Here is a 21,455-nt window from a genome sequence, read left to right as displayed (position 1 = left end):
CCCGCACCACATCCACACACCTCGCCGAACTGACCTGGCAGGAACGCCGGATCGCCGACCTCGCCGCCCGCGGCCTCACCAACAAAGAAATCGGCGAACGCATGCACCTCTCCCCCCGCACCGTCAGCTCACACCTCTACCGCGTCTTCCCCAAACTCGGCATCACCTCCCGCGCCGCCCTCCGCGACGCACTGGAAAGGCTGGAGGGCGAACACGGCATCTGAGTGCGGGACGTCGAGGAGCTCAGTCGCATGACTGCGTGTCTGACCGTCAGATGACTGATGTATCCCGTTTCGTTGCGGACGAGAGTATGTGCCGCCGGGTCCCGCTCGTGGGACAGGACGGCCTCGGAGCTGCCGCTCGGCCTCGTCGAAACCACCATTCGTCACCCCTTTGACAGGTGACGAATGGTGTGCGAGGGTCGTTGCGTCAAGAGCCGAGGTGATCTCGTACCGCCGATGTGAGCAGGGGTTTCCCGGGCTCGGGCCGGTCACCGTAAACGCACGACGGAGGACTTCACATGATCAACAGGCGTACCTTCAGCAAGGCCGTCGGCCTGGGCACCGGCGCGGCCGCGGTCTCACTGTCCGGCCTGCAGACCAGCGCATCCGCCGCGACCGCCTCGCACACGTCGGGCGGCGCTTCCGCTCCCACGGTGCCCACCATCGCCCCCGGCACCCACACCGAGTTCGGCACGCTCAAGCACGTCAAGGCGGGTGTCCTGGACATCGGTTACGCCGAGGCCGGCCCGGCCCGCGGCCCGGTCGTCGTTCTCCTGCACGGCTGGCCCTACGACATCCACAGCTACGTCGACGTCGCCCCGCTTCTCGCCGACCTCGGCTACCGCGTCCTCGTTCCCTACCTGCGCGGCCACGGGAGCACCCGCTTCCTGTCCCGCCACACCCCGCGCAACGCCGAGCAGTCCGCCATCGCCCTGGACATCATCGCGTTCATGGACGCCCTGAAGATCGAGAAGGCCGTCCTCGCCGGCTTCGACTGGGGCTCGCGGACCGCCGACATCATCGCCGCCCTGTGGCCCGAGCGCGTCAAGGCCCTCCTGTCCACCAGCGGCTACGTCATCACCAACCGCAAGGCGCAGCTGGAGCCCGCCGCTCCGGCCGTCGAGCGCAACTGGTGGTACCAGTGGTACTTCGCCAGCGACCGCGGCAAGAAGGCCATGGAGAACGAGGAGGACCGCATCGCGCTGTGCCGCTATGTGTGGACCATCGTCTCCCCCAACTGGAACTTCGACGACGCCACCTTCGCGCGCACCGCCGAGGCCTTCAAGAACCCCGACTACGCCGCCATCGTCCTCTACAACTACCGCTGGCGCATCGGCCTGATCGAGGGCGACCGACGCTACGACCGCTATGAGAAGAAGCTGGCCGCCCAGCCCCACATCGGCGTCCCCACCGTCACGCTCGACCCCGCGCTCGACCCCTTCACCGCGCCGGGCGACGGGTCCACCTACCGCCGCTTCTTCACCGGCCCCTATCTGCACCGCACGATCGAGAACATCGGTCACAACCTGCCGCAGGAGGCGCCCACCGTCTTCGCCCAGGCCGTGGTCGACGCCGACCATCTCTAAGATCCGCACCCGCCACCGCCCCGGCGCCCCGCACACCGCGTCGGTCACGCCCAGGAGGAGTTCCTGATGAGCGAAGTCCAGTGGAACCGGCTGACCGCCGCCGAGCTGCGTGCCCTCGCGGCGCGGGACGCGGTGGTACTGCTGCCCATCGGGGCCACCGAGCAGCACGGCCCTCATCTGCCCACCGGCGTCGACGACTTCCTGGCCGCGGAGGTGTGCCGCCGGGCGGCGGTGCTGGCCGCCGAGCACACCGGCGTGGTGGTGACGCCTTCCGTGCCGACGGGACTGTCGGAGCACCACATGGCCTTCGGCGGCACCCTCACACTCAGCCTGCCCACGTTGCACGCACTGCTGCGTGACATCTGCCGCTCCGTGATCCGAGCGGGTTTCTCACGCATCCTGATCGTCAACGGGCACGGCGGGAACATGACCGCGCTCAATGCCCTCACGACCGAACTGACCGCGGAGTTGTCGACGCCGATCGCGTTCGCCAGCTACTTCGGCATCGGACGGGAAGTGGTGCGGGACACCCTGGAGACCCAGGACGGCCTCATGCACGCGTGTGAGGGGGAGACGTCCATGATGATGGCCGCCTTCCCCGAACTGATCCGTGCCGAGCAGCTGGCCGAGGCGCACGGGCCGCGGATCACGCTGCCCGCGGAGTCCACCGAGCCGGTGTACATGGCCGTGCCCTTCGACCGGATCACCGAGTCCGGGGTAGCGGGCGACGCCCGGGTCGCGAGCCCCGAGAAGGGCGAGCGGATGCTCGCCGGCTGTGCGGCCGCGCTGGCAGACATCATCCTGCGCGACCCGTGGGCGAAGTAGGCCAACGCTCAGCGCCGCTGTGGCCTCCGGCGCGCGGCCGGGAAGGGCGTCGTCCGTCCCGGCCGCGCGCCGGTGTTCAGGACGCTTCGCGCCTGGGCAGGCGCCAGTTCGGCCGCGGGAAGTGGCAGGTGTAGCCGTCCGGGTAGCGCTGGAGGTAGTCCTGGTGCTCCGGCTCGGCCTCCCAGAACGGGCCGGCCGGCACCACCTCGGTCACCACCGGTCCCGGCCACAGCCCGGACGCGTCGACATCGGCGATGGTGTCCTGCGCGATGCGGCGCTGCTCCTCGTCGAGATAGAAGATGGCGGAGCGGTAGCTGAGGCCGATGTCGTTGCCCTGCCGGTTCCTCGTGCTCGGGTCGTGGATCTGGAAGAAGTACTCCAGGATCGTGCGGTAGTCGGTGACCGAGGGATCGAAGGTGATCTCGATCGACTCCGCGTGTTTTCCGTGGTCGCGATAGGTGGCATTGGGCTTGTCGTCGTCACCGCTGTAGCCCACCCGGGTGCCCACCACACCGGGCAGCGCCCGGATCAGCTCCTGCATGCCCCAGAAGCAGCCACCCGCCAGTAGCGCCTTCTCCTCGGCGTCACTCATGGCAATCCGCCTTTCTGTCCGTGTCCGTCCGCGCAGGCTCCAGGCTCGCACGCCGACCCGGAAACCTCTTCGTCACCACCTTGACAGGTGACGGAGCGCATGACAAATTCATCACCAGTCAGGGCGGTGACGAAAGCCGGCAGGGCCGGCCCGCCCCATGTACCGAGAAACATTCCTGAGAGGGGTCAGTCGTGGTGAGCATCAAGGGTGGACGCAAGCAGCTGGCGACGGGTGTGGTCTCGACGGTCACGGCGGGGCTCGCGTTCGGCGCGTTCGCCCTCAGCGGCACCGCCAACGGCGCGAGCGAGGTCGCCGAGGCCGCCGGCGCCGGACGACACACCAAGCCGACCATCGTCCTGGAGCACGGCGCCTTCGCCGACGGCTCCAGCTGGAACGGTGTCATCGCGGACCTGCGCGCCGACGGCTATCCGGTCATCGCCGCCGCCAACCCGCTGCGCGGCCCGGCCTCCGACGCCGCCGCCCTGCGCACGGTCCTCGACCACGTCAAGGGTCCGAAGATCCTCGTCGGCCACTCCTACGGCGGCAACGTCATCAGCCAGGCGGCCACCAATGACCCCGAGGTCAAGGCCCTGGTCTACGTCGCCGCCTTCCTGCCCGCCCCCGGCGAGAGTGCCCTGGAGCTCACCAACAAGTACCCGGGCTCCACGCTCCCCGACGCACTCGACCCGGTCACCTACAAGCAGGCCGACGGCTCCACCGCCACCGACCTGTACATCCAGCAGGACAAGTTCCGTCACCAGTTCGCCGCCGACGTGCCCGCCCGGCAGGCCGCGCTGATGGCCGCCGCGCAGCGTCCCGTCGCCCAGGCCGCCCTGGAGGAGAAGGCCACCACCGCGGCCTGGAAGACCAAGCCCAGCTGGGACATCGTCACCACCCGCGACCTCAACATCCCCGCGGCCGTCCAGCGCTTCATGGCCAAGCGTGCCCACGCGCACACCACCGAGGTCGCCGCCTCCCACTCGGTCGCCGTTTCCCACCCCCACCTGGTGGCCGACGTGATCGAGCGGGCCGCCCGCGCCACCGTCCGCTGAGCAGAGGGCCATGGACCAGCCGGTCCGCGCTATGACCGGCATCTCTCCGTCCTGGACTTGCTGGTCCAGTCCTGGTGACGCATGATGAGTGGACCAGGCAGTCCACAAGAAGTCGAGATGCCCCCGGTGCCCGGCAGGTTGGTCGCGGGCCTCGACGGACGCGCATGACGTCGGAGACGGACGGACCGGCGCTGTGGAGATCCGCACATCACTGGAAGAAGGAAGACCGATCGATCATGGAAGCGATTGAACGCCTCAGCATCACCGAGGAACTCCGCCGTCTGATGGCCCGCTACGTCCGTTACGCGGATCACCAGCGCTGGGACGACCTGGCGAACCTGTTCACTCCTGACGGCACGTTCACCCCGCACAAGCCGGACGGAACGGTGTGGCTGCGCATGAACGGCCGGGACGAGATCGCCGCGACGGTCGGCTCCAGTGGCGGCCCCGGTGTCACCCTGATCCACCACCTGTTCTCCGACGAGATCGACGTCGACTCGGAGACCACCGCCCACGGCGTGTTCGCGATGGAGGACATCGTCACCCGGCCCGAGGACGCGAGGGTCTCCGAAACCATCCCCTTCAGGGGCATGCACGGCTTCGGCCACTACCACGCACGTTTCGTCAAGGCCGATGGCGATGGTTCCTGGCGGATCGCCGAGCTCAAGCAGACCCGGATCCGCCTGGACTTCACCAACTGACCGCTCCCGCGGCCCACTTCACCTGCCTGCCGGGCAACAACCTCACTTTCCTTCCCCGCGAAAGCAGCCTTGCCATGAGCAACAGCAACAAGCCCGTCGCGCTGGAGCCGTACACCATCGACGTCTCCCAGGACGTCCTCGACGACCTCAAGGACCGGCTGAAGAAGACTCGCTTCTTCGACGACCTGGACAACGAGGAGGAGTACTACGGCATCAGCACCGCCTACCTGAAGCCGCTCGTGGAGTACTGGGCGGACGGCTTCGACTGGCGTGCGCAGGAGAAGCGGCTGAACTCCTACAACCAGCACAAGGTGGAGATCGACGGCGCACCCGTGCACTTCGTGTACGAGCGCGGCAAGGGTCCGAACCCGATCCCGCTCGTCATCAGCCCCGGGTGGCCGTGGCCCGGCGAGTTCAGCTACGCGCTCATCGGCCCGCTGACGGACCCCGCCGCCCATGGCGGTGACCCGTCCATCTCGTTCGACGTCATCATCCCGGACCTGCCCGGCTTCGCCTGGTCCACCCCCGTCAGCAGGGGCGATCTGAACTACTGGAAGATCGCCGACATCCTGCACAAGCTCATGACCGAGGTGCTGGGCTACGAGAGGTACGGGGTGGCGGGTTCCGACTACGGCGCTCTGGTGACGAGTGCGCTCGGCCATAAGTACGCCGACAGCATCATCGGCCTGCACTACGGCCACGACATGCCTCCGGGCCAGTTCGCCAACGAGCGGTTCTGGGACCTGACCGACGGCAACAAGATCCCCGAGGACGCCTCGCCGGAACTGCGGGAGGGCCTGGAGAACTTCGTCAACACGTATGCCTCCCATGTCGCTGTTCACATGCTGGACGGCTCGACCCTCACCCACGGTCTGAACGACTCCCCCATCGGGATGCTCGCCTGGCTGCTGCGGCGGTGGAAGAAGTGGAGCGACAAGCGGGGCGACTTCGAAGAGGCTTTCCCCCGCGACTTCATCCTCACCCAGGCCACCATCTTCTGGGTGACGGAGTCCATCGGCACCTCGATCCGCATGTACCGCAACGCGGTGCGCCACCCGTGGGTGCCCTCCCACAACCGCCGGCCCGTCGTCGAGCCGCCGGCCGGCTTCACCTTCCTGCTCGGTGACGCCTATCCGCCCGCCATCAACACCGTCGAAGAGCGCATCGCCCTCTTCGAGAACGGGCCTACGCGCGGCTCCTTCAACGTGGTCAACGCCAACGCCCACATGAAGGGCGGCCACTTCGTCCACTACGAGAACCCCGAGGCGTTCGCGTCCGACCTCGTTGAGACCTTCCGCAGGATCGGCGGCTGACCCTGCAAGCGACGGGCCTCCGGTTCCGATCCCGGAACAGGAGGCCCGTCGTCGTGGCGCCGCTTCAGCGGGTGCTGCCCGAGGACCCTCGTAACCCGATAGAGCGGTGGAGTGCGGTAAGTGTGTGCACATGTGTCTCACGCGCTCCGAATCGAATGTGAGGAAACGAAATGATCAGCAGACGGAGGCTGACCCAGGCCATGACGGCAGCAGCGGCGACCGGAGCCGCCGGTCTCACCGGATCGGGTCAGGCGTCGGCACTGACGGACACGGCGCCGACGGGCCGGAACGCACGTGGTCTGGGACCGGTCCGCCACACCCGCACCGACGTCCTGGACATCGCTTACCACGACGTCGGACCGGCCCACGGCACCCCGGTGATCCTCCTCCACGGCTGGCCCTTCAGTCCTGTCGGCTCCTACGCCGAGGTGGCACCCGTGCTCGCCCGGCGCGGCTACCGCTGCTACATCCCCTACCTGCGCGGCCACGGAGAGACCCGGTTTCTCCGTGAGGACACCCTCCGGTCCGGCGAGCAGGCGGCGCTCGGCGCGGACCTGATCGCCTTCATGGACGCCGTGCGTCTTCCCCGGGCCCTGTTCGCCGGATACGACTGGGGCGGGCGGGCCGGTGACGTCGCCGCGGCATTGTGGCCGCAGCGCTGCACCGGCGTGGTCTCCGTGAACGGCTACCTCATCCAGAACCTCGCCGTCGCCCAGGAGCCGCTGCCACCCGCGATCGAGGAGGGCACCTGGTACTTCTTCTACTTCCTCACCGAGCGCGGGCGGAAGGGACTCCAGCGCAACCGGGAGGACCTGGCGCGGGTCGTCTGGCACCGCAACTCGCCCGAATGGCAGTTCACCGAGGCCGAGTTCGCGCAGGCGGCGGAACTGTGGACCAACCCGGACTACGTCGACGTCGTGATCCACAGCTACCGGCACCGCCTCGCCGCGGCCCCCGGCGATCCCCGTTACGCGGACCTGGAGAAGCGGTTGCTCGCGCAGCCGAAGATCACCGTTCCTGCCGTCACCCTGGACGGACAGGCCGACGGCGTCATCCCGCCGACCGACGGGAGCGGTTACGCCGCCCACTTCTCGGGCCCCTGGAAGCACCACGTCGTCCCGGCAGCCGGCCACAACCTCCCCCAGGAGCGGCCCGACGCCTTCACCGCCGCGATCCTCGAAGTCGACGCCATGGGCTGACAGGCCTGCGCCCGACATTCGTCACCGCCTTGACGGGTGACGCAAGCGGAGGCATGCTGATAGTCGTCCAAGGCAACAACCGGGACGTTTGCCCACGTCACCGCAGCCCTTGGAGACAGCGGCCCGACGAACGACTTGGACCGCCCGGCCCGCCCTGCCCCGGCACGGCTGGTCGGGCGGGACAACTTCGACGTCATACGGTCCCACTTCAGCGGCTCCGCGATCCACGGCGGGGCTCTCCTGCTGACCGACGAGGCCGGCAGGAGCAAGAGCGCCCTTCTCGACGCACGGCACCCCGCTCGTGCCGGTGGAACCGCCCGCCGCGCTGGGGCGCGAACAGCACACGGCGGCGACGGCGGTCCCGGCCGTCCTGCCCCTCGGCGAGCGCCTCGTGGCATTGTTCGCCTGACGCGTGGCCGATCTGCCGGATCCGAGCCGGGAGTTGCCGCTGCCGCGGTGATCGATGGCACGGGCGATCTCACCATGTTGGAGGCCGGCGCGACCGTCAGTCGGTGCGCCCGCGGAAGGTACGGCGCACGTCGTCGACCCAGGCGTCGGGTACTTCCCAGAACACGAAGTGGCCTCCGCCCGGGTGTGCGGTGACGTTGACGTGGTTGAACCAGGGCGCCCGGGGGCTGTCCAGGAAGTCCTGGACCCGGTTCTCGGTGGTCACGCCGGGCGGGTTCTCGTAGCCGACCAGGGTGATGCCGGTGGGCGCCTGAACGGGCGGGGCGAGGTCGTGGGACGGGGTCCACGGGTAGCGGTTGGCGTTGGCGTACATCCGCATGGACGTACTGATCGAGTTGGTGGCCCAGTAGATCGTCGCGTTGGTGAGGATGTCGTCCTTGCTGAAGACCTTCTCGACGTTGCCGTCGTTGTCGCTCCAGTTCGTCCACCGTTCGAGGATCCAGGCCAGCATGCCGGCCGGGGAGTCGCTCAGCGCGTGGCCGAGGGTGCTGGAGTCGAGGACATGCACGGCGACGTGGGCGACGAAGCGCTTGTGGACGGAGAGGATCCCGGCGCGGATGTCCTCGGGCGTGCCCTCGGGGATCGTCTTGCCGCCGGTGAGGTCCCAGGCCCGGTCGCCGTTGAACATGTTCAGCGGGATCGGTGAGCCGACATGAATGGCGTACAGGGACTCGTAGTACTTGTGGCCGAGTTGAGCGGTCACCATGGAACCGAGGTCGGAGCCGGTGGCCGCGTACTTCTCATAGCCGAGGACTTCCGTCATCAGCTTGTGGAACAGGTCGGCGGCCTTCCAGAAGTTCATGTCCGGGTTGTCGGGCAGGGGCGTGGACCAGCCGAAGCCGGGCGTCGAGGGGACGATGACGTCGAACGCCTCGGCCGGGTCCGCGCCGTGGGCACCCGGATCGGCGAGTTTGTCGATGACCTTGGTGGACATCGCGACGGTCCAGGGCCAGCCATGAAGGAGCAGCATCGGCTTGGGATTGGGCCCGACACCGGCCCTGCGCATGAAGTGGATGGGCACGCCGTCGACTTCGACCTGATACTGCTCGTACTGGTTGAGCCCGGCTTCTGCCTTGCGCCAGTCGTAGCCGTCGATCCAGTAGTCGATCAGTTCTTTCAGGTACTGGCCGTCCACGCCGTAGTACCAGTCGCGATTGCCGGCGTCCACGGCGTAACGGGTGCGCTGCAGACGCTCCTTGAGGTCGACGAGCACCTCGTCGGGGACGTGGATGGTGGTGGGGGTCAGCGGGAAGGGCTTGCTGGACATGGGGGAATCTCTCTTGGGTGATGAGGCGTCGCCGGGACAGCGCCGGGTCAGGGAACGATCTTGAGCCGCAGCCGGGTGAGCTCGCAGTCGGAGATGCGCCACTCGCCGTCGACCTTGCGATACGTGTCGTGGTAGTGGCCGAAGCCGTGCAGGAAGGAGTAAGGAGACTCCGGATGGGCCTCGCGGTCGTGGTAGATCCGGTCCTCCATGGCCCACACACCCTGAGCAGTTGTGTCCGAGGTGAACGTGACCTCGTGCGTGAACAGGTGGTGGATGGGCCGGCCTGCCCCGACACGGCCGCCGATGGTCTTCGCGAATTCGGCGGCGGTGACTTCGTTGGCAAGCGTGCCGTCGACGTTGCGGAATCGCATGACGGCGTCGTCGGTGAAGACCCCCGCCATCTTCTCCCACTGCCTGGTGTCGGCGTACCGGACGTAGCGGGCCCTCAGTTCGCGGATCAGGTCGAGGTCGGTATGTGTCGTGGCGGTCATGTATCCGCCCTCCTTCGCCGAGATGTATCTATTGCCTAACAGATGTGTCTTGCGCACGTATCAGTCATCTGACTGCCGGTGACACATGTGGGGGTGGGCTGAGCTTCGCCCGCCTTCTCAGGAACGGGGTACCGGGGCGGCGCTTTCCGCGGTCTGGTCCGCGCCGATGTGCATGTCCTGCGACTCCTTCTCCTGGTCGCCGGTGGGTATCAGGAGACACGAGGCGAGTCCGGCGACCGCGGCGACGGCCAGTACCAGGAACACGGCGACCCAGCCGCCTTCGCTCGGGTATCCACCCGCCCGCGCGGTGGAGGCGAGAATCGTGGTGACGACGGCCGCGCCGACCGCACCGCCGATGGTGCGGATGTTGGCGTTCATTCCGCTCGCGGCACCTGTGTGTTCGGCGGGCACCGCGTGCACGACGAGCGCCGACAGTGCGGAGAGGCCGATGCCGAATCCGATGCCGCCCATCGCCATGGCGAGAGCGATCTGCCACGGTTCTCCGTGGAAGGCGGCCAGCAGCAGGAGGCTGACCACGACGGGTACGGAGCCGAGGATGAGCAGCGCCTTGGCCGGCATCCGGGTGGCGAGCGGACCGGTCACGACCCCGCTCGCGAACTGAGTCAGCGTCACCGGCAGGAACAGCAGGCCGGACACGGTGATCGACTCGCCGAGCCCGTACCCGGTGGTCGTGGGCACCTGGAGGAAGGACGGGACGAAGCCGAAGACCGAGTAGAGGGTGAAACCGAAGAGGAACGAAGCCAGGTTCGCCGTCCACACAGGGCGCATCCGGAAGACGCGCATGTCGATCAGGGGGTGGCGGGACCGGTTCTCCCACCAGACCCACAGCGTCCCGACCACAAGTGCCCCGGCGAGCAGGCCGAGCGTCCGCCCGGACAGCCATCCCCAGTCCTGGCCGAGACTCAGAGGCAGCAGCAGGAGGACCAGAGTGCCGGCCAGCGTCACGGTGGCACCCACGTTCAGCCGGCCGGCGGCTGTGGCGCCGCTGGACCGCGGCAGGAAGAAGAACACGGTGATTGCCACGAGCCCATTGGCGATGGCGGGAAGCCAGAACAGCCAGGCGACACCCAGCGAGGAGACGATGGGGCCGGCCACCAGTACCCCGAGTGCCCCGCCGACGGAACTGACGGCGGCGATCGTGCCCACCGCGGTGCCGACCTGACGTCGCGGCACCAGGTCGCGTACCAGGCCGAAGGCCAGAGGCAGTGTGGCACCGCCGGCGCCCTGGAGGACGCGGGCGAGGACGAGCACGGGGAGGCTGGTGGCGAGGGCGCCGATCACGCTGCCGAGAGCGAGCAGCGCGAGGACCGAGACGAGTACGCGGCGCTTGCCGACCTGGTCACCGACTCGTCCCAGGACGGGTGTCAGGACGGCGCTCGAGAACAGGAAGCCGGTGAGTACCCATCCCACTCCCAGCTGGCTCGTGTGGACGTGATCGCGCAGCGCCTCCAGACCGGGGTTCACCACGGACTGGACCAGGGCGTACGAGACCGAGGCGACCGACAGAAGCACCAGCGAGGCCTGCGCCCCTTTCGCGCGGAAGGGGCGCGTCCGGGGTGTGGGGTCGGGGGAGCGCTCCAAAGCAGGATTGGATGGCATGGTCCAATCTTGGCTCGCTAAAAATGGACCGTCAAGTCCAATCGCGCGTTCGCGCCTACTCGGCGCTCACGGTCACAGGCCGCAGCGGACTGATCGCAGCGGTCAGGGCCGCGTCGAGATAGTCCGTGCGCCCCGTCCCCTGGAGCATCACCACACCCCCCTGTACGGCCGCCAGGATGCTCCGCGCCCGGCGCCGCACGGCTTCCTCCCCGTCAGAGGTGACTGCCTCCACGCCGCGCACGAGAGCCGCCTCCCATTCGTCGTAGAGGGAGGTGGCGATCGAGCGGGCCTGGGGCGAGGACTTGCCCAGTTCGGTGGTGAGGCTGCCGAGGGGGCACTTCTGTCCCAGCTCCGTGTAGTGGTCGAGCACTGCCTGCCGCCACCCCTGCCAGGACTCCCACGTGGAGAGATCGCCGAGATGCGGCTGCTGCGCCTCGAGGACCTGCCCTGCCTCGTACTCGGCCACGGCCGCAAGGATGTCGGACCTGCCCTCGGGAAAGTAGTGGAACAGCTGGCTCTTGCTGGTGGCCGTGGCTGCCCGCACGTCGTCGAGCGTCGTCTCCGCAGCTCCCTTGTCCCTGGTCAGCATCGCGGCGGCGACGATGATGCGCTGTCGGGTGGCTCTGCCCTTGGCGGTCATTCCCTTGTTCATCCCACCATCATCCCACTTCTTTGGACCTTGCGGTCCATCCTGGTGTCCAGCGCGGAACAGTCCAGGCCCGCCGCGCAAGGTGTGCTTCCCACTGGGATTCCACCGTGCACACCTCGACCGCGCCTTCCCATAGCAAACGTGAACTTCCTCCGGCGCTCGACACGTGTTCGGTGTGAACAGCTCATGTGAACGGGAAGGTGGCAATGCAGCGTTCCTCCAAGGACATGGCAACCGGCGGCCCCGGAATGCCACCTCACGACACCGCAGCCCCCGCGATCGCGAACGTCCGGCACGACGGAAGGCGATGTGTGTGCGGCGGGCGAGCAGACAGGACGGGGGCCGAGGGATGACGACCCTGGCCGAGGCGATCGGACAGACACTCGCCGAGGACGGCGTCCGGCACGCCTTCGGCGTCGTGGCCAACGGCAACGTCCTTGCCGTCGCCGGTCTCACCCGCCACGGCGTGCGGTACCTGTCCGCACGTCACGAAGGCGGAGCGGCCACCATGGCGGACGCCTACTACCGGACCACCGGTGAGGTCGCCGTGTGCACCACGGGCAGCGGTCCTGGACTCACCAACACCGCCACGGGCCTGGCCGACGCGGTCAAACACCGCAGTGGTGTGCTGCTGTTGTGCGGCGATGTGCCCTCGACGGGGCCGCGCAGGATCGACATCGACCAGAACGCCTTCCTGGACTCCCTCGGCGTACCCGTGATGCGGCTGACCGACCTCGCCACGGCGCGCACCGACACCCTGCGGGCACTGCGGCGGGCGCGCGGGGAGCAGCGGCCGGTGGCGCTGTGCCTGCCGCACGACCTGATCACGGCCCAGGTCACCGAGGAAGTGCCGGCCGAGCGGCTGCCGGAGCGACCCCGCCGGAAGGCGGCGGACGCCACCGGGACGGCCGCGGCGCTGGAAGCACTGGCCGCCGCGGAACGGCCCCTCGTCCTGGGCGGGCTGGGCGCCTGGCGTTCGGGAGCCGCCAAGGTCGTCACCGAACTGGGAGACCGGCTCGGCGCGCTCTACGCGACCAGCGCCATGGCCGGCGGCCTCTTCGCCGGAAACACCTGGTCGCTGGGTGTGTGCGGCGGATTCGCCTCGCCGCGCGCCGCAGAGCTGATCGGCCAGGCCGACGTGGTGCTCGCCTTCGGGGCGAGCCTCGACCAGTGGACGCTGGCCGATGGCGGGCTGCTCGCCCCCGAGGCGATGCTCGTGCAGGTGGACACCGCGCCCGCCCCGACCACCGACCGCGTCGACCTCCTCGTCACCGGCGACGCCACCGACGTGGCCGCGGCCCTGCTCGACGGCGTCCAGGAGCGCGGCCTTTCCCGGTCCACCTGGCGCGACGAAGTCACCGACCAGTTCACGAACCTGGGCTGGGACCAGGAGCCCTTCGAGGAGGCGCGTACGGACGGCCGGATCGATCCGCGCACGCTGACCCTCGGCCTGGCCGGGCTCCTGCCCGAAGCACGCACACTCGTCACCGACGGCGGCCACTTCGTGGGCTGGCCGGCCATGTACTGGTCGGTGCCCGATCCGGCCGGCTACGTCTTCACCGGGGCCGCCTTCCAGAGCATCGGCCTCGGCTTCGCGGGCGCGGTCGGCGCGGCCGTGGGCCGACCGGACCGGACGACCGTGGTCGCCCTGGGCGACGGCGGAGCGCTCATGGGCCTGCCCGAACTGGAGACCCTGGTGCGCACCGGACGCTCGGTGCTCGTGGTGATCTACGACGACGGCGGCTACGGCATGGAGGTCGTCCTGTTCGGCGACCGCGGTGCCGACCCCGGCTCCATGCTGTTCGGCGACACCGACTTCGCCGCAACGGCCCGTGCGCTCGGCGCCCGGAGCGCCACCGTGCGCTCCGTGGACGACCTCGCCGTGGTCCGCGACTGGCAGGCCCAGGGAGCCGAAGGCGTCCTGCTCCTCGACTGCAAGGTCGTCCCCGGGGTCGTGGCCGACTGCTTCGCAGGGCTCACCGCGCTCATCAGCGGCCGGCACGCCGACCGTCCGTAGCGGAGAAGGCGCCAACGGGTCTCGGACGGCGTGAGAAGCGACGCCAACTGCGGCCGGCTCGGCGCCGCCTTGGGTACAAGCACCCTTGGCGGCGCCGGCGAACGGGCCCTCACGCGGCGGAGCGTACCTGCGTACCACCGTCGGCGGTCGTGCTCCGGGGGCTCAGGGCGTGGAGCAAGGCCGTCATGGCACGGTTCAGGGGGACGTCGATCCCGTGGGCCTCGGCGTGCCTGACCACGGCCCCGTTGAGCGCTTCCCATTCCAGCGCGTTGCCCGCGAGCCGGTCGTACAGCATCGACGTACCGTTTCCCTCGCTGAACTCGCCCATGAAGGCCAGCGTCTGCTCCACGTCGGCCTCGGTGAGTTCGGCCCCGACCGCGACGGCCACCGCGAGCGTCTCGTGCATGAGGCCCGCGGCGAGCTCGAGAATCATGGAGTCCTGCATCACTTCCATACGGCGCAGGGTGAGAGCCGTCAGAGGGTTCACCGCGGCGTTGAGCATGAGTTTGCGCCAGGCGGCCGTGGTCAGATCCGTCTGCTGACGTACCTTCATCCCGCTGCCGCGGAACAGCCGCACCAGTCGTTCGGCCTCGGGCCCGGCCGGGACGTCGATGCTGTTTCCGTAGCCGAGACGGACCCGCCCCGGTGCCTGACGCTCGGCCTGGATGTACACCAGTGACGGCAGGACGGTCGCTCCGGGAGCCAGGCCGTGTACGCCGTCGGCCTGGTCGACGCCGTTCTGCAGCACGACGACGGTGGTGTCCTGGTCGCACAGCGCGGCCAGCCAGCGTGCGGTGCCGACGGTGTCGAAGGACTTCACCGCCAGCAGTACCCAGTTCACCGGCTTCACATCGTGGAGATCGGTGACCACGCGTACGGGCACACGCTCCTCGCCGCCGGCCGTCTGTATCACCAGTTCGTCGAACGGGGTCCTCACACATAGCGAGACGTCGTGTCCGGCCTTGTGCATGGCCCACGCAAACACACCTCCGACCGCTCCCGCGCCGATCACGGCCACTGACTGGCGGGCACGGCTCTCTGCAGACGTCATGGGTCTCTCCATGTCTCACATACGTGTCGATGTCGACAGAACCTGTGGGCTGTCGCCTGAGGCGATGACAGGTGTTTGATTCATGCTACATGTATGTGCAAAAGTAGGCTGGTGCATAAGCGGGTTATGGACGCGGAGCGGGCACACGCGCTGCACTTGCTCATCAAGGAGTTGTCCTAGCCCGAGCGGCGGGCGGTACGCATCGCCCTGCCCGCCCTCGCCCGGGCCATCGAGGACCACCAGGCCCACACCTGACCCCGCCCCGCGTTCACACCCGCTCCACTGGACGCGGGCGGACAGTTCGAGCTGCTCGCGTCGGCCTTCGCAGCCCCGCCCCGATATCGTCCGTCAGGCCGTGAAGGAGGCCCAGAACTCCTCGGTGCGGAAACCGACTTGCTCGAAGAGCGGCACCGCTTCGTCGCTGGAGTGGAGATACGCCGTGCGCGCCCCGGCAGTCCGCGCGTCCCGCAGGATCGCCTCGGTGATCGCCCGGCCGAGCCCGCGTCGCCGGTTCTCGGGCAGAGTGCCGATGTTGGCAAGCCCGACATGCCGCTCGGTGAGGATCGCCAGCCCCGCCGCCGCAGGCTCGCCGTCCACTTCGGCGATGTACGCGCGGACGAAGGACTGTCCGAGGACGAGAGGGGGTGTAGAGGCTGGTGATGACCGCGGGCGGGGCCCCGAACGCGGCGCCGAGGACCGCGGCGCCGAGGACCGCGGCGAAGGTCTCGTACTCGTCCTCCCGCAGCGGCCGTACGGACGCGGTGGCCCGGTCGGACTCCGCCCCGACCGGCTCGCTTTCCAACCGGAGCAGCATGAAGGGCTGCGAGGTGAGCGTGGTGAGCCCGTGGGCGGCGGCGAGGCCGACGATCTCCGCTTCCGGCTCGCCCCGCAACCGGATGCTCCAGGGAAGTCCCTGGACGCGCGCCTCGGCCTTCTCGCAGAGCAGGCCGATCTCCGCCTTGTCCGGTGTGGGAGCCACGCCAGTGATCCCGTTCAGCGCGGGGATCTGCGAGCCGGTGATCGCCAGCAGAGCACCACCGGGACCATGCTCACGAAAGCCGTTCGGAACAACCTCGGCAAGTGCCTCCACCGCCGCCTGAAAGGCCTCGGCGGCCTGGGAAACCACGTCTTCTTCGGTCATACGTGTGAGTGTAGCGCGCGAGAAACATGTGAAGTGTGTACGGTTTCGACGATGGGCCCCGTTTTGAAGCGGCCGAGGGGGTGCAATTTTCTGGACTTGCCGGTCCAAAAGTTCCGTCCTACGCTCGCCGACATCCGAACACACGCATACAACGATCCTGGAGGCCTTGATATGGATGCCACCGGCAACGACACGTTCGTCCGCGACTTCGTGAACACCTTCAACACACAGGACGCCGACGCCCTCGCCCCGTTCCTGGCCGACGACGTCGTCTTCAACGCCTACGGCGACTCACCGGTCAAGGGGCGCGACGCGGTGATCGCCCTGTGGAAGGGCGTCTTCGCGAACTTCGCGCAGATCAAGTTCGAGACCGTGCACCAGGCGGTGAACGGTGACGTCGTCATCGCCGAGCAGATCCACGGGCTAGCCCTGCCCGGCGGCAAGCTCGCCCCGGTGATGAACATGGCGGTCTACGAACTCCGCGAGGGCAGGATCGCGGCCTGGCGCGACTACACCAACCCCGCCTACGCGTCCACCCTGCTGCAGGCCTGAGCGCACCGCTCCGCCGAAGACGCTGCGCGAGGCCGCCGCCTTCGCGAGCAACCCGGGACAACAAGGTCTCTCCGATGCATTCGCCGGTCATTCGGCGGTCGTACCGACAGAAAGAGGTGTGCGCCATGCGCGCTGTAGTAGTGGAAGAGCTGGGCGGACCTGAAGTACTCCAGCTGAAGGAATGGCCCGACCCCGAGGCCGGGCCGGGCGAACTGGTGGTGGACGTCGACTTCTCCGGTATCAACTTCATGGACACCGGCACCCGTGCTGGATTCGCAGTGCCCGGCAACCCGCCCTTCGTCCCCGGGGTCGAGGGGGCCGGCAGGGTCACCGCCATCGGTGAGGGCGTCAGCGGCTTCGCGATCGGCGACCGGGTGGCCTGGGTCTCCGTCTACGGCAGCTACGCGGAGAGAATCGCGGTCCCCGCCGCCCAGGTCGTCCCCGTCCCGGACGACATTCCCAGCGACATCGCCGCCGCGACGATGATGCAGGGACTCACCGCGCACCACTTCGTCACGGAGTCCGCACCCCTGGCCGAGGGCGAGACCGCGCTCGTACACTCCGCCGCCGGTGGTGTGGGGCGCATCGTCACCCAACTGCTCAAGCTGCGTGGCGCGCATGTGATCGGCCTGGTCTCCCGCGAGGAGAAGGTCCAGGCCGCGAAGGCGGCGGGTGCGGACGAGATCCTCGTCTCCTCGGGCGGTGACTTCGTGGACCGGGTCAAGGACCTGACCGACGGCGAGGGTGTGCACGCGGTCTTCGACGGCGGCGGTGCCACCACGTTCTGGCCCTCGATCGAGTCCCTGCGACGGGTCGGGACGCTGGTCTACTACGGCCCGCTGATCGGCGACATCCCCACGGTGCGGCTGCTCGACCTGCCCAAGAGCATCAGGGTTACCTACGCGGTGTACGCGGACCACATCCACAACCGGGAGCTGCTGCTCAAGCACGCCGGAGACCTGTTCGACAAGATCCGCGAGGGCAAGCTGCGGATCGACATCACCGAGCGCTACGCGCTGGGCGCCGCCGAGCAGGCACACGCCGACATCGAATCGCGGCGCACCTCCGGCAAGCTCCTGCTCGACCCCAGCCTCTGAGCCGGCCACAGGCACACCGGACAACCTCGCACGACGGCACGACGATCCCCCAACGGCAGGTGACATCCCGCCGGCCGGGACGAACCGAATGCGCGATGCGTCGTGGCTCTGGCGCCGGCGGCCGCCGGCACAGCTGCGCTACCCCGAGGTCGTCGGCCGGTTCAGTTCACCAGCGCAGCGATCACACGCCGGACGGTCTCGCGGCGCTGCTCACGGTCGTCGATGTCCACCACCGCCAGTACCTCGGGATTGGCCGCCTCCCACAGCATCGCGATGTGGATCACCAGGGCCAGCAGTACCCGGGCCTCGAACCGGGTGGAGACCACGCCCTTGGCCTGTGCCGCGGCGATGGCGGCGCTCCTGCTGCGGACGTCTTCCACCCCCTGCTCGTTGATCGTCTCGTCCCGTTCCATGCGCTGCCAGGTGATCAGCCGGGGAAACTCCGGATACGTGGCGTAGATGTCACTCAGGTGCGCCGCGACCTCGGGGAGGTCCTCCGCATCGCGGGGCAGGTTCGTGACGATGTGCTCGACCAGACTGTTCCAGACCGCTTCGAACAGTCCGGCCTTGTTCTTGAAGTAGTGGTAGATCTGCGCCTTGTTGCACTGTGCGGCGTCCGCGATGCGGTCGACGCGGGCGCCGTGCAGCCCGTACGCGGCAAACTCGGCCCGACCGGCCGCGATGAGTCGTTGCTTGGTGGCTTCGGCGTCGCGCTGCATGCGGTGAGCGTAGCGCAGCTCCTAACTAACCGTTTACTTGACAGCCCCGACACAGCGTCGTCTAATCAACTAACCGGGTAGTTGACTATGGCCCGCGGCAGAACCCCGAGTACTGCCCACCGCGACAAGGGCCGCAGCATTCATCGGCACGGGGGCCCGTGGTGAGGGAGCGGGAACGTGGAATCAGTCATGACGATGGTCGGCCGGGACGGTGAGCAGGCGCAGCTGTCCGCGTTCGTACGAGCCGGCGAGGGACAGTGCCTCGTCCTCGGAGGCGAGTCGGGGGTCGGCAAGACCACTCTGCTGAACTACGCGGCAGGAATGGCGGCCCGGGATGGCCACCTCGTGATCCGGTCCACAGGAGTGGAGACGGAGTCCGAGCTGCCCTACGCCGGGCTGCGCCAGCTCCTCCACCCGTTGATCTCCGACGCCTCGCAACTGGACACCGGCACCGGCGCGGCGTTCGACGCGGTCTTCGGCCGGATGATGGGCCCGCCTCCGTCAGTCATGACCCTTGGTTTGGCGGTGCTCCGTCTGCTGTCGTCGGTCGCCTCGGAACGGCCCCTGCTGCTGGTCCTCGACGACGGTCACTGGCTGGACGACGCCAGTGCCGCGGTATGCGGATACGTAGGCCGTCGGCTGGCCGACAGCCCGGTGAAGCTGCTCGTGGCCGTACGTAGCGACATCGCTTCGCGCTTCCACGCCGTCGAGGTGACACAGGCACCAGTCACCGCACTCGCCGACAACGATGCCGCGCTCCTGCTGGACCGATACCGGCCGGCGTTGAGCAAGCAGGTCCGCCGACTCGTGCTGAACCAGGCCCAGGGCAACCCGCTCGCGCTACTGGAACTGCCTCCCCACATCGCCGACCGCGCCGGTGACCGACTGCCGGAGGATCTGCTCGGCCGGCCCGGCATGCCGCTCGCCGGGCGACTGCAACACATCTACGGCGCCCGCATCGCGGGCTTGAACGACACCGTCCGCGCGGAGCTGCTGAAAGGCGCTCTCGACGGAGCGGGGGCCGGGCCGGGCTACGGCGCGGCCCCGTCCGCGCGATATCGCATGCGCGACGTCGAGGAGGCGGTGGCATGCGGCCTGCTCGTGGACGAACCCGGCGTCGGCGAACTCGCCTTCCGGCATCCCCTCGTACGCACGAGCGTCGTGCGGTCGGCCACACCCAACCAGCGCCGCGCCGCCCATCATGCGCTGGCACGGACACACCAGGAAGACCTCGACCGGCGCGCCGCGCACTTGTCGGCGGCCACGGTCGACCCCGACGAGGAGGTGGCCGGAATCCTGGAGGCGGCGGCCGAGTCGGCGACCCGGCGCGGTGGTGCGCTCACGGCTGTGACCTGGCTGACCCGTGCCGCCGAGCTCAGCGACAACCACGCAGACCGGTCCAGACGACTGGACGACGCGGCGTTCATCGCAGGGCATGCGGCCCGCCTCGGCCAGGCGCGCAGGCTCGTGCAGGCCGGCCTCGCACCCGGGGCCCGCCAGTCCCCGGCCGCGGTCCTGACCTCCGGATACCTGGCGCTGTATCAGGAAGGCGAAGTGCGCTCCACGCACCGCCGGATCACAGCTGCGATCGAGAGGCTCCGCGACGGCGGGCCGGACCGGCAGGACGAAGTGCTCGGTCGGCTGGTGGCCCTCCTGCTCGCCGTCAGCCAGTACGCCGCGGACCGCACACTGTGGGAACGCACACATGAGCTGCTCGCGTCCCTGGAGGACCTCGTCACCGAGCGGTCGAGGATGTACAGCGGCACCTGGAGCGACGTCATCCGTCACGGAGCCGGCTGGTCCGGCCCGGTGGAACGGGCCGCGGCGAGCCTGCACGGCCAGGAACCATGGGACGTCACACGGCTGGCCGTGTCGGCGTACCACCTCGACATCCTGAGCCAGGTGCGCCCCCATCTCCAGCGCGTCGTGGACCGGGAGTTGGAGACCGGTGCCATGTCCAGCGGCATGGTCATGTTGCAGCTGATCATGCTCGACCAGATGGCCGTCGGGGAGTGGGCCGCGGCTGAGCGCACAGGAGAGCGCGCGTTGGCCCTGGAAGCCGAGCATGGTCACGACCTGTTCGCGCACCAGACCCGGGGATATCTGGCCCAGTTGGCGGCGATGCGCGGCCAGGTGGACAAGGCGCGCGAGCTTCGGGCGGTGGTCGATTCCTGGGCCCGCCCGCGCGGGGTCGGATTCCTGACCCAGATCGCCGGCGCCGCAGGGGCGACGGCCGCGCTGAGCGACGGCGACTACGAAACCGCGTACTTCCACGCCACCGGCATCACGGCCCCGGGAACGTTCCAGCACTACACACATCAGGCTTCGCGTACCCTGCTCGACCTCGTCGAGGCAGCCCAGCACACCGGGCGTACGAAGCAGGCCCGCGAGCATGCGCTGGCCGCGCGGGACGCCGGTCTTCCCGGCATCTCACCGCGCCTGGCCGTGATCACATACGGGGCCTTGGCGATCACGGCCGAAGACGAGAAGGAAGCCGCCGACATGTACGCGCGCGCCGAATCCCACCCGGCCGCCGTGTTCTTCCCGTTCGAGCTGGCACGCATCCGGCTGGCGCAAGGGATCCGCTTGCGCCACGCCCAGGGCGACGCGGCGGCCCGGCGGCCACTGACCCTGGCCGCCGACTCGTTCGATCGGCTGGGCGCAACCCCGTGGGCCGAGCGGGCCCGGGCCGAGTTGAGGGCCACCGGGCTCTCGTCCCGAACCTCGGCGCACACCCCGGTCTCGTTGACGTGGCAGGAGCGCCGCATCGCCGAACTGGCCGCCGACGGCCTGACGAACAAGGAGATCGGCGAGCAGACGCACCTGTCTCCGCGCACCGTGAGCACCCACCTGTACCGTCTCTTCCCCAGACTGGGCGTCACGACGCGGACCGCACTCCGCCACGCTTTGAACAGGCTGGATGAAACGTCACCCGCCGCGGCCACGGCGGCACCGGAGCGGTCGGCCATGACCGGCCCGACCGAGTCCCTGGCGGCGACGGGGCAATGACCCCTTCCGATCATCTCACTGCGTCGGCTGGGCAGTTGGCCTGACAGGCGGATGAAGCCCCTGGTAGACGGGTTCTCGACCAAGAGAACCGTCGGCACCAGAGG

Annotated in this window: 19 protein-coding genes; 11 read left to right on the top strand and 8 right to left on the bottom strand. The window is 68.8% G+C overall.

All coding sequences use genetic code 11. The features are described 5' to 3' along the window. The 3 genes from GAS53_RS42730 to GAS53_RS42720 all read left to right on the top strand — a co-directional run. Nucleotides 1-224 (top strand): helix-turn-helix domain-containing protein (locus GAS53_RS42730; protein ID WP_151483167.1); only part of this gene is annotated, 224 nt, incomplete at its 5' end. Between the two features lie 296 nt (nucleotides 225-520). Beyond that, nucleotides 521-1,588, top strand: a complete 1,068-nt coding sequence (locus GAS53_RS42725) for an alpha/beta fold hydrolase (protein ID WP_151483166.1) — start codon at nucleotides 521-523, stop codon at nucleotides 1,586-1,588. A 66-nt stretch (nucleotides 1,589-1,654) separates the two neighbouring features. After that, nucleotides 1,655-2,413: a creatininase family protein gene (locus tag GAS53_RS42720; protein WP_151483165.1), complete on the top strand. Its 759-nt coding sequence runs from the start codon at nucleotides 1,655-1,657 to the stop codon at nucleotides 2,411-2,413. A gap of 76 nt (nucleotides 2,414-2,489) precedes the next feature. On the opposite strand, the gene msrA is transcribed toward GAS53_RS42720, so the two are convergent. After that, entirely contained in the window at nucleotides 2,490-3,005 is a 516-nt protein-coding gene (msrA, locus tag GAS53_RS42715) for a peptide-methionine (S)-S-oxide reductase MsrA (RefSeq protein WP_151483164.1), read from the bottom strand. A gap of 191 nt (nucleotides 3,006-3,196) precedes the next feature. On the opposite strand from msrA, the gene GAS53_RS42710 reads away from it, so the two are divergent. The 4 genes from GAS53_RS42710 (at nucleotide 3,197) to GAS53_RS42695 (ending at nucleotide 7,270) form a co-directional block, all read left to right on the top strand. Next, on the top strand, nucleotides 3,197-4,057 hold the full coding sequence (locus tag GAS53_RS42710) for an alpha/beta fold hydrolase (RefSeq protein WP_192583520.1): 861 nt from the start codon (nucleotides 3,197-3,199) through the stop codon (nucleotides 4,055-4,057). 236 nt (nucleotides 4,058-4,293) lie between these two features. After that, a complete protein-coding gene (locus GAS53_RS42705) occupies nucleotides 4,294-4,758 on the top strand; it encodes a nuclear transport factor 2 family protein (RefSeq protein WP_151483163.1) in 465 nt (154 codons plus the stop codon). A 74-nt stretch (nucleotides 4,759-4,832) separates the two neighbouring features. After that, nucleotides 4,833-6,071, top strand: a complete 1,239-nt coding sequence (locus GAS53_RS42700; protein WP_151483162.1) for an epoxide hydrolase family protein — start codon at nucleotides 4,833-4,835, stop codon at nucleotides 6,069-6,071. A 170-nt stretch (nucleotides 6,072-6,241) separates the two neighbouring features. Beyond that, the gene (locus GAS53_RS42695) at nucleotides 6,242-7,270 is read left to right on the top strand and encodes an alpha/beta fold hydrolase (protein WP_151483161.1); all 1,029 of its coding nucleotides are present in this window, start codon (nucleotides 6,242-6,244) and stop codon (nucleotides 7,268-7,270) included. A gap of 505 nt (nucleotides 7,271-7,775) precedes the next feature. Here GAS53_RS42695 and GAS53_RS42690 read toward each other — a convergent pair. The 4 genes from GAS53_RS42690 to GAS53_RS42675 form a co-directional block, all read right to left on the bottom strand. Then, on the bottom strand, nucleotides 7,776-9,005 hold the full coding sequence (locus GAS53_RS42690; RefSeq protein WP_151483160.1) for an epoxide hydrolase family protein: 1,230 nt from the start codon (nucleotides 9,003-9,005) through the stop codon (nucleotides 7,776-7,778). A 47-nt stretch (nucleotides 9,006-9,052) separates the two neighbouring features. Continuing rightward, entirely contained in the window at nucleotides 9,053-9,496 is a 444-nt protein-coding gene (locus GAS53_RS42685; protein ID WP_151483159.1) for a nuclear transport factor 2 family protein, read from the bottom strand. A 117-nt stretch (nucleotides 9,497-9,613) separates the two neighbouring features. Beyond that, nucleotides 9,614-11,116, bottom strand: coding sequence for an MFS transporter (locus GAS53_RS42680; RefSeq protein ID WP_225859430.1), 1,503 nt, complete (start codon nucleotides 11,114-11,116; stop codon nucleotides 9,614-9,616). Between the two features lie 55 nt (nucleotides 11,117-11,171). Next, entirely contained in the window at nucleotides 11,172-11,768 is a 597-nt protein-coding gene (locus tag GAS53_RS42675; RefSeq protein WP_225859429.1) for a TetR/AcrR family transcriptional regulator, read from the bottom strand. Between the two features lie 346 nt (nucleotides 11,769-12,114). Here GAS53_RS42675 and GAS53_RS42670 point away from each other — a divergent pair, with 346 nt between their 5' ends. After that, complete coding sequence (locus GAS53_RS42670; protein WP_151483158.1) at nucleotides 12,115-13,782, top strand: thiamine pyrophosphate-binding protein; 1,668 nt, start codon at nucleotides 12,115-12,117, stop codon at nucleotides 13,780-13,782. Between the two features lie 109 nt (nucleotides 13,783-13,891). On the opposite strand, the gene GAS53_RS42665 is transcribed toward GAS53_RS42670, so the two are convergent. Together GAS53_RS42665 and GAS53_RS57045 are read right to left on the bottom strand one after the other, a co-directional pair. Beyond that, the gene (locus GAS53_RS42665; protein WP_192583519.1) at nucleotides 13,892-14,833 is read right to left on the bottom strand and encodes a 2-dehydropantoate 2-reductase; all 942 of its coding nucleotides are present in this window, start codon (nucleotides 14,831-14,833) and stop codon (nucleotides 13,892-13,894) included. Between the two features lie 348 nt (nucleotides 14,834-15,181). Then, nucleotides 15,182-15,430, bottom strand: a complete 249-nt coding sequence (locus GAS53_RS57045; RefSeq protein WP_263974216.1) for a GNAT family N-acetyltransferase — start codon at nucleotides 15,428-15,430, stop codon at nucleotides 15,182-15,184. Between the two features lie 715 nt (nucleotides 15,431-16,145). On the opposite strand from GAS53_RS57045, the gene GAS53_RS42655 reads away from it, so the two are divergent. Together GAS53_RS42655 and GAS53_RS42650 are read left to right on the top strand one after the other, a co-directional pair. Next, the gene (locus GAS53_RS42655; RefSeq protein WP_151483156.1) at nucleotides 16,146-16,526 is read left to right on the top strand and encodes a nuclear transport factor 2 family protein; all 381 of its coding nucleotides are present in this window, start codon (nucleotides 16,146-16,148) and stop codon (nucleotides 16,524-16,526) included. 125 nt (nucleotides 16,527-16,651) lie between these two features. Further along, complete coding sequence (locus GAS53_RS42650; RefSeq protein WP_151483155.1) at nucleotides 16,652-17,623, top strand: quinone oxidoreductase family protein; 972 nt, start codon at nucleotides 16,652-16,654, stop codon at nucleotides 17,621-17,623. A gap of 161 nt (nucleotides 17,624-17,784) precedes the next feature. Here the strand turns inward: GAS53_RS42650 and GAS53_RS42645 are convergent, their stop codons facing one another. Further along, entirely contained in the window at nucleotides 17,785-18,342 is a 558-nt protein-coding gene (locus tag GAS53_RS42645; RefSeq protein ID WP_151483154.1) for a TetR/AcrR family transcriptional regulator, read from the bottom strand. Between the two features lie 177 nt (nucleotides 18,343-18,519). Between GAS53_RS42645 and GAS53_RS42640 the strand changes: the two genes are divergently transcribed. Further along, nucleotides 18,520-21,351, top strand: coding sequence for a helix-turn-helix transcriptional regulator (locus tag GAS53_RS42640; protein ID WP_151483153.1), 2,832 nt, complete (start codon nucleotides 18,520-18,522; stop codon nucleotides 21,349-21,351). Nucleotides 21,352-21,455 lie beyond the last annotated feature (104 nt).

The organism is Streptomyces albicerus (genome assembly GCF_008905045.1).
GTDB lineage: Bacteria > Actinomycetota > Actinomycetes > Streptomycetales > Streptomycetaceae > Streptomyces > Streptomyces albicerus.
The sequence above is the reverse complement of the archived record's forward strand: the minus strand, read 5'-3'. Positions and strand labels throughout refer to the sequence as shown.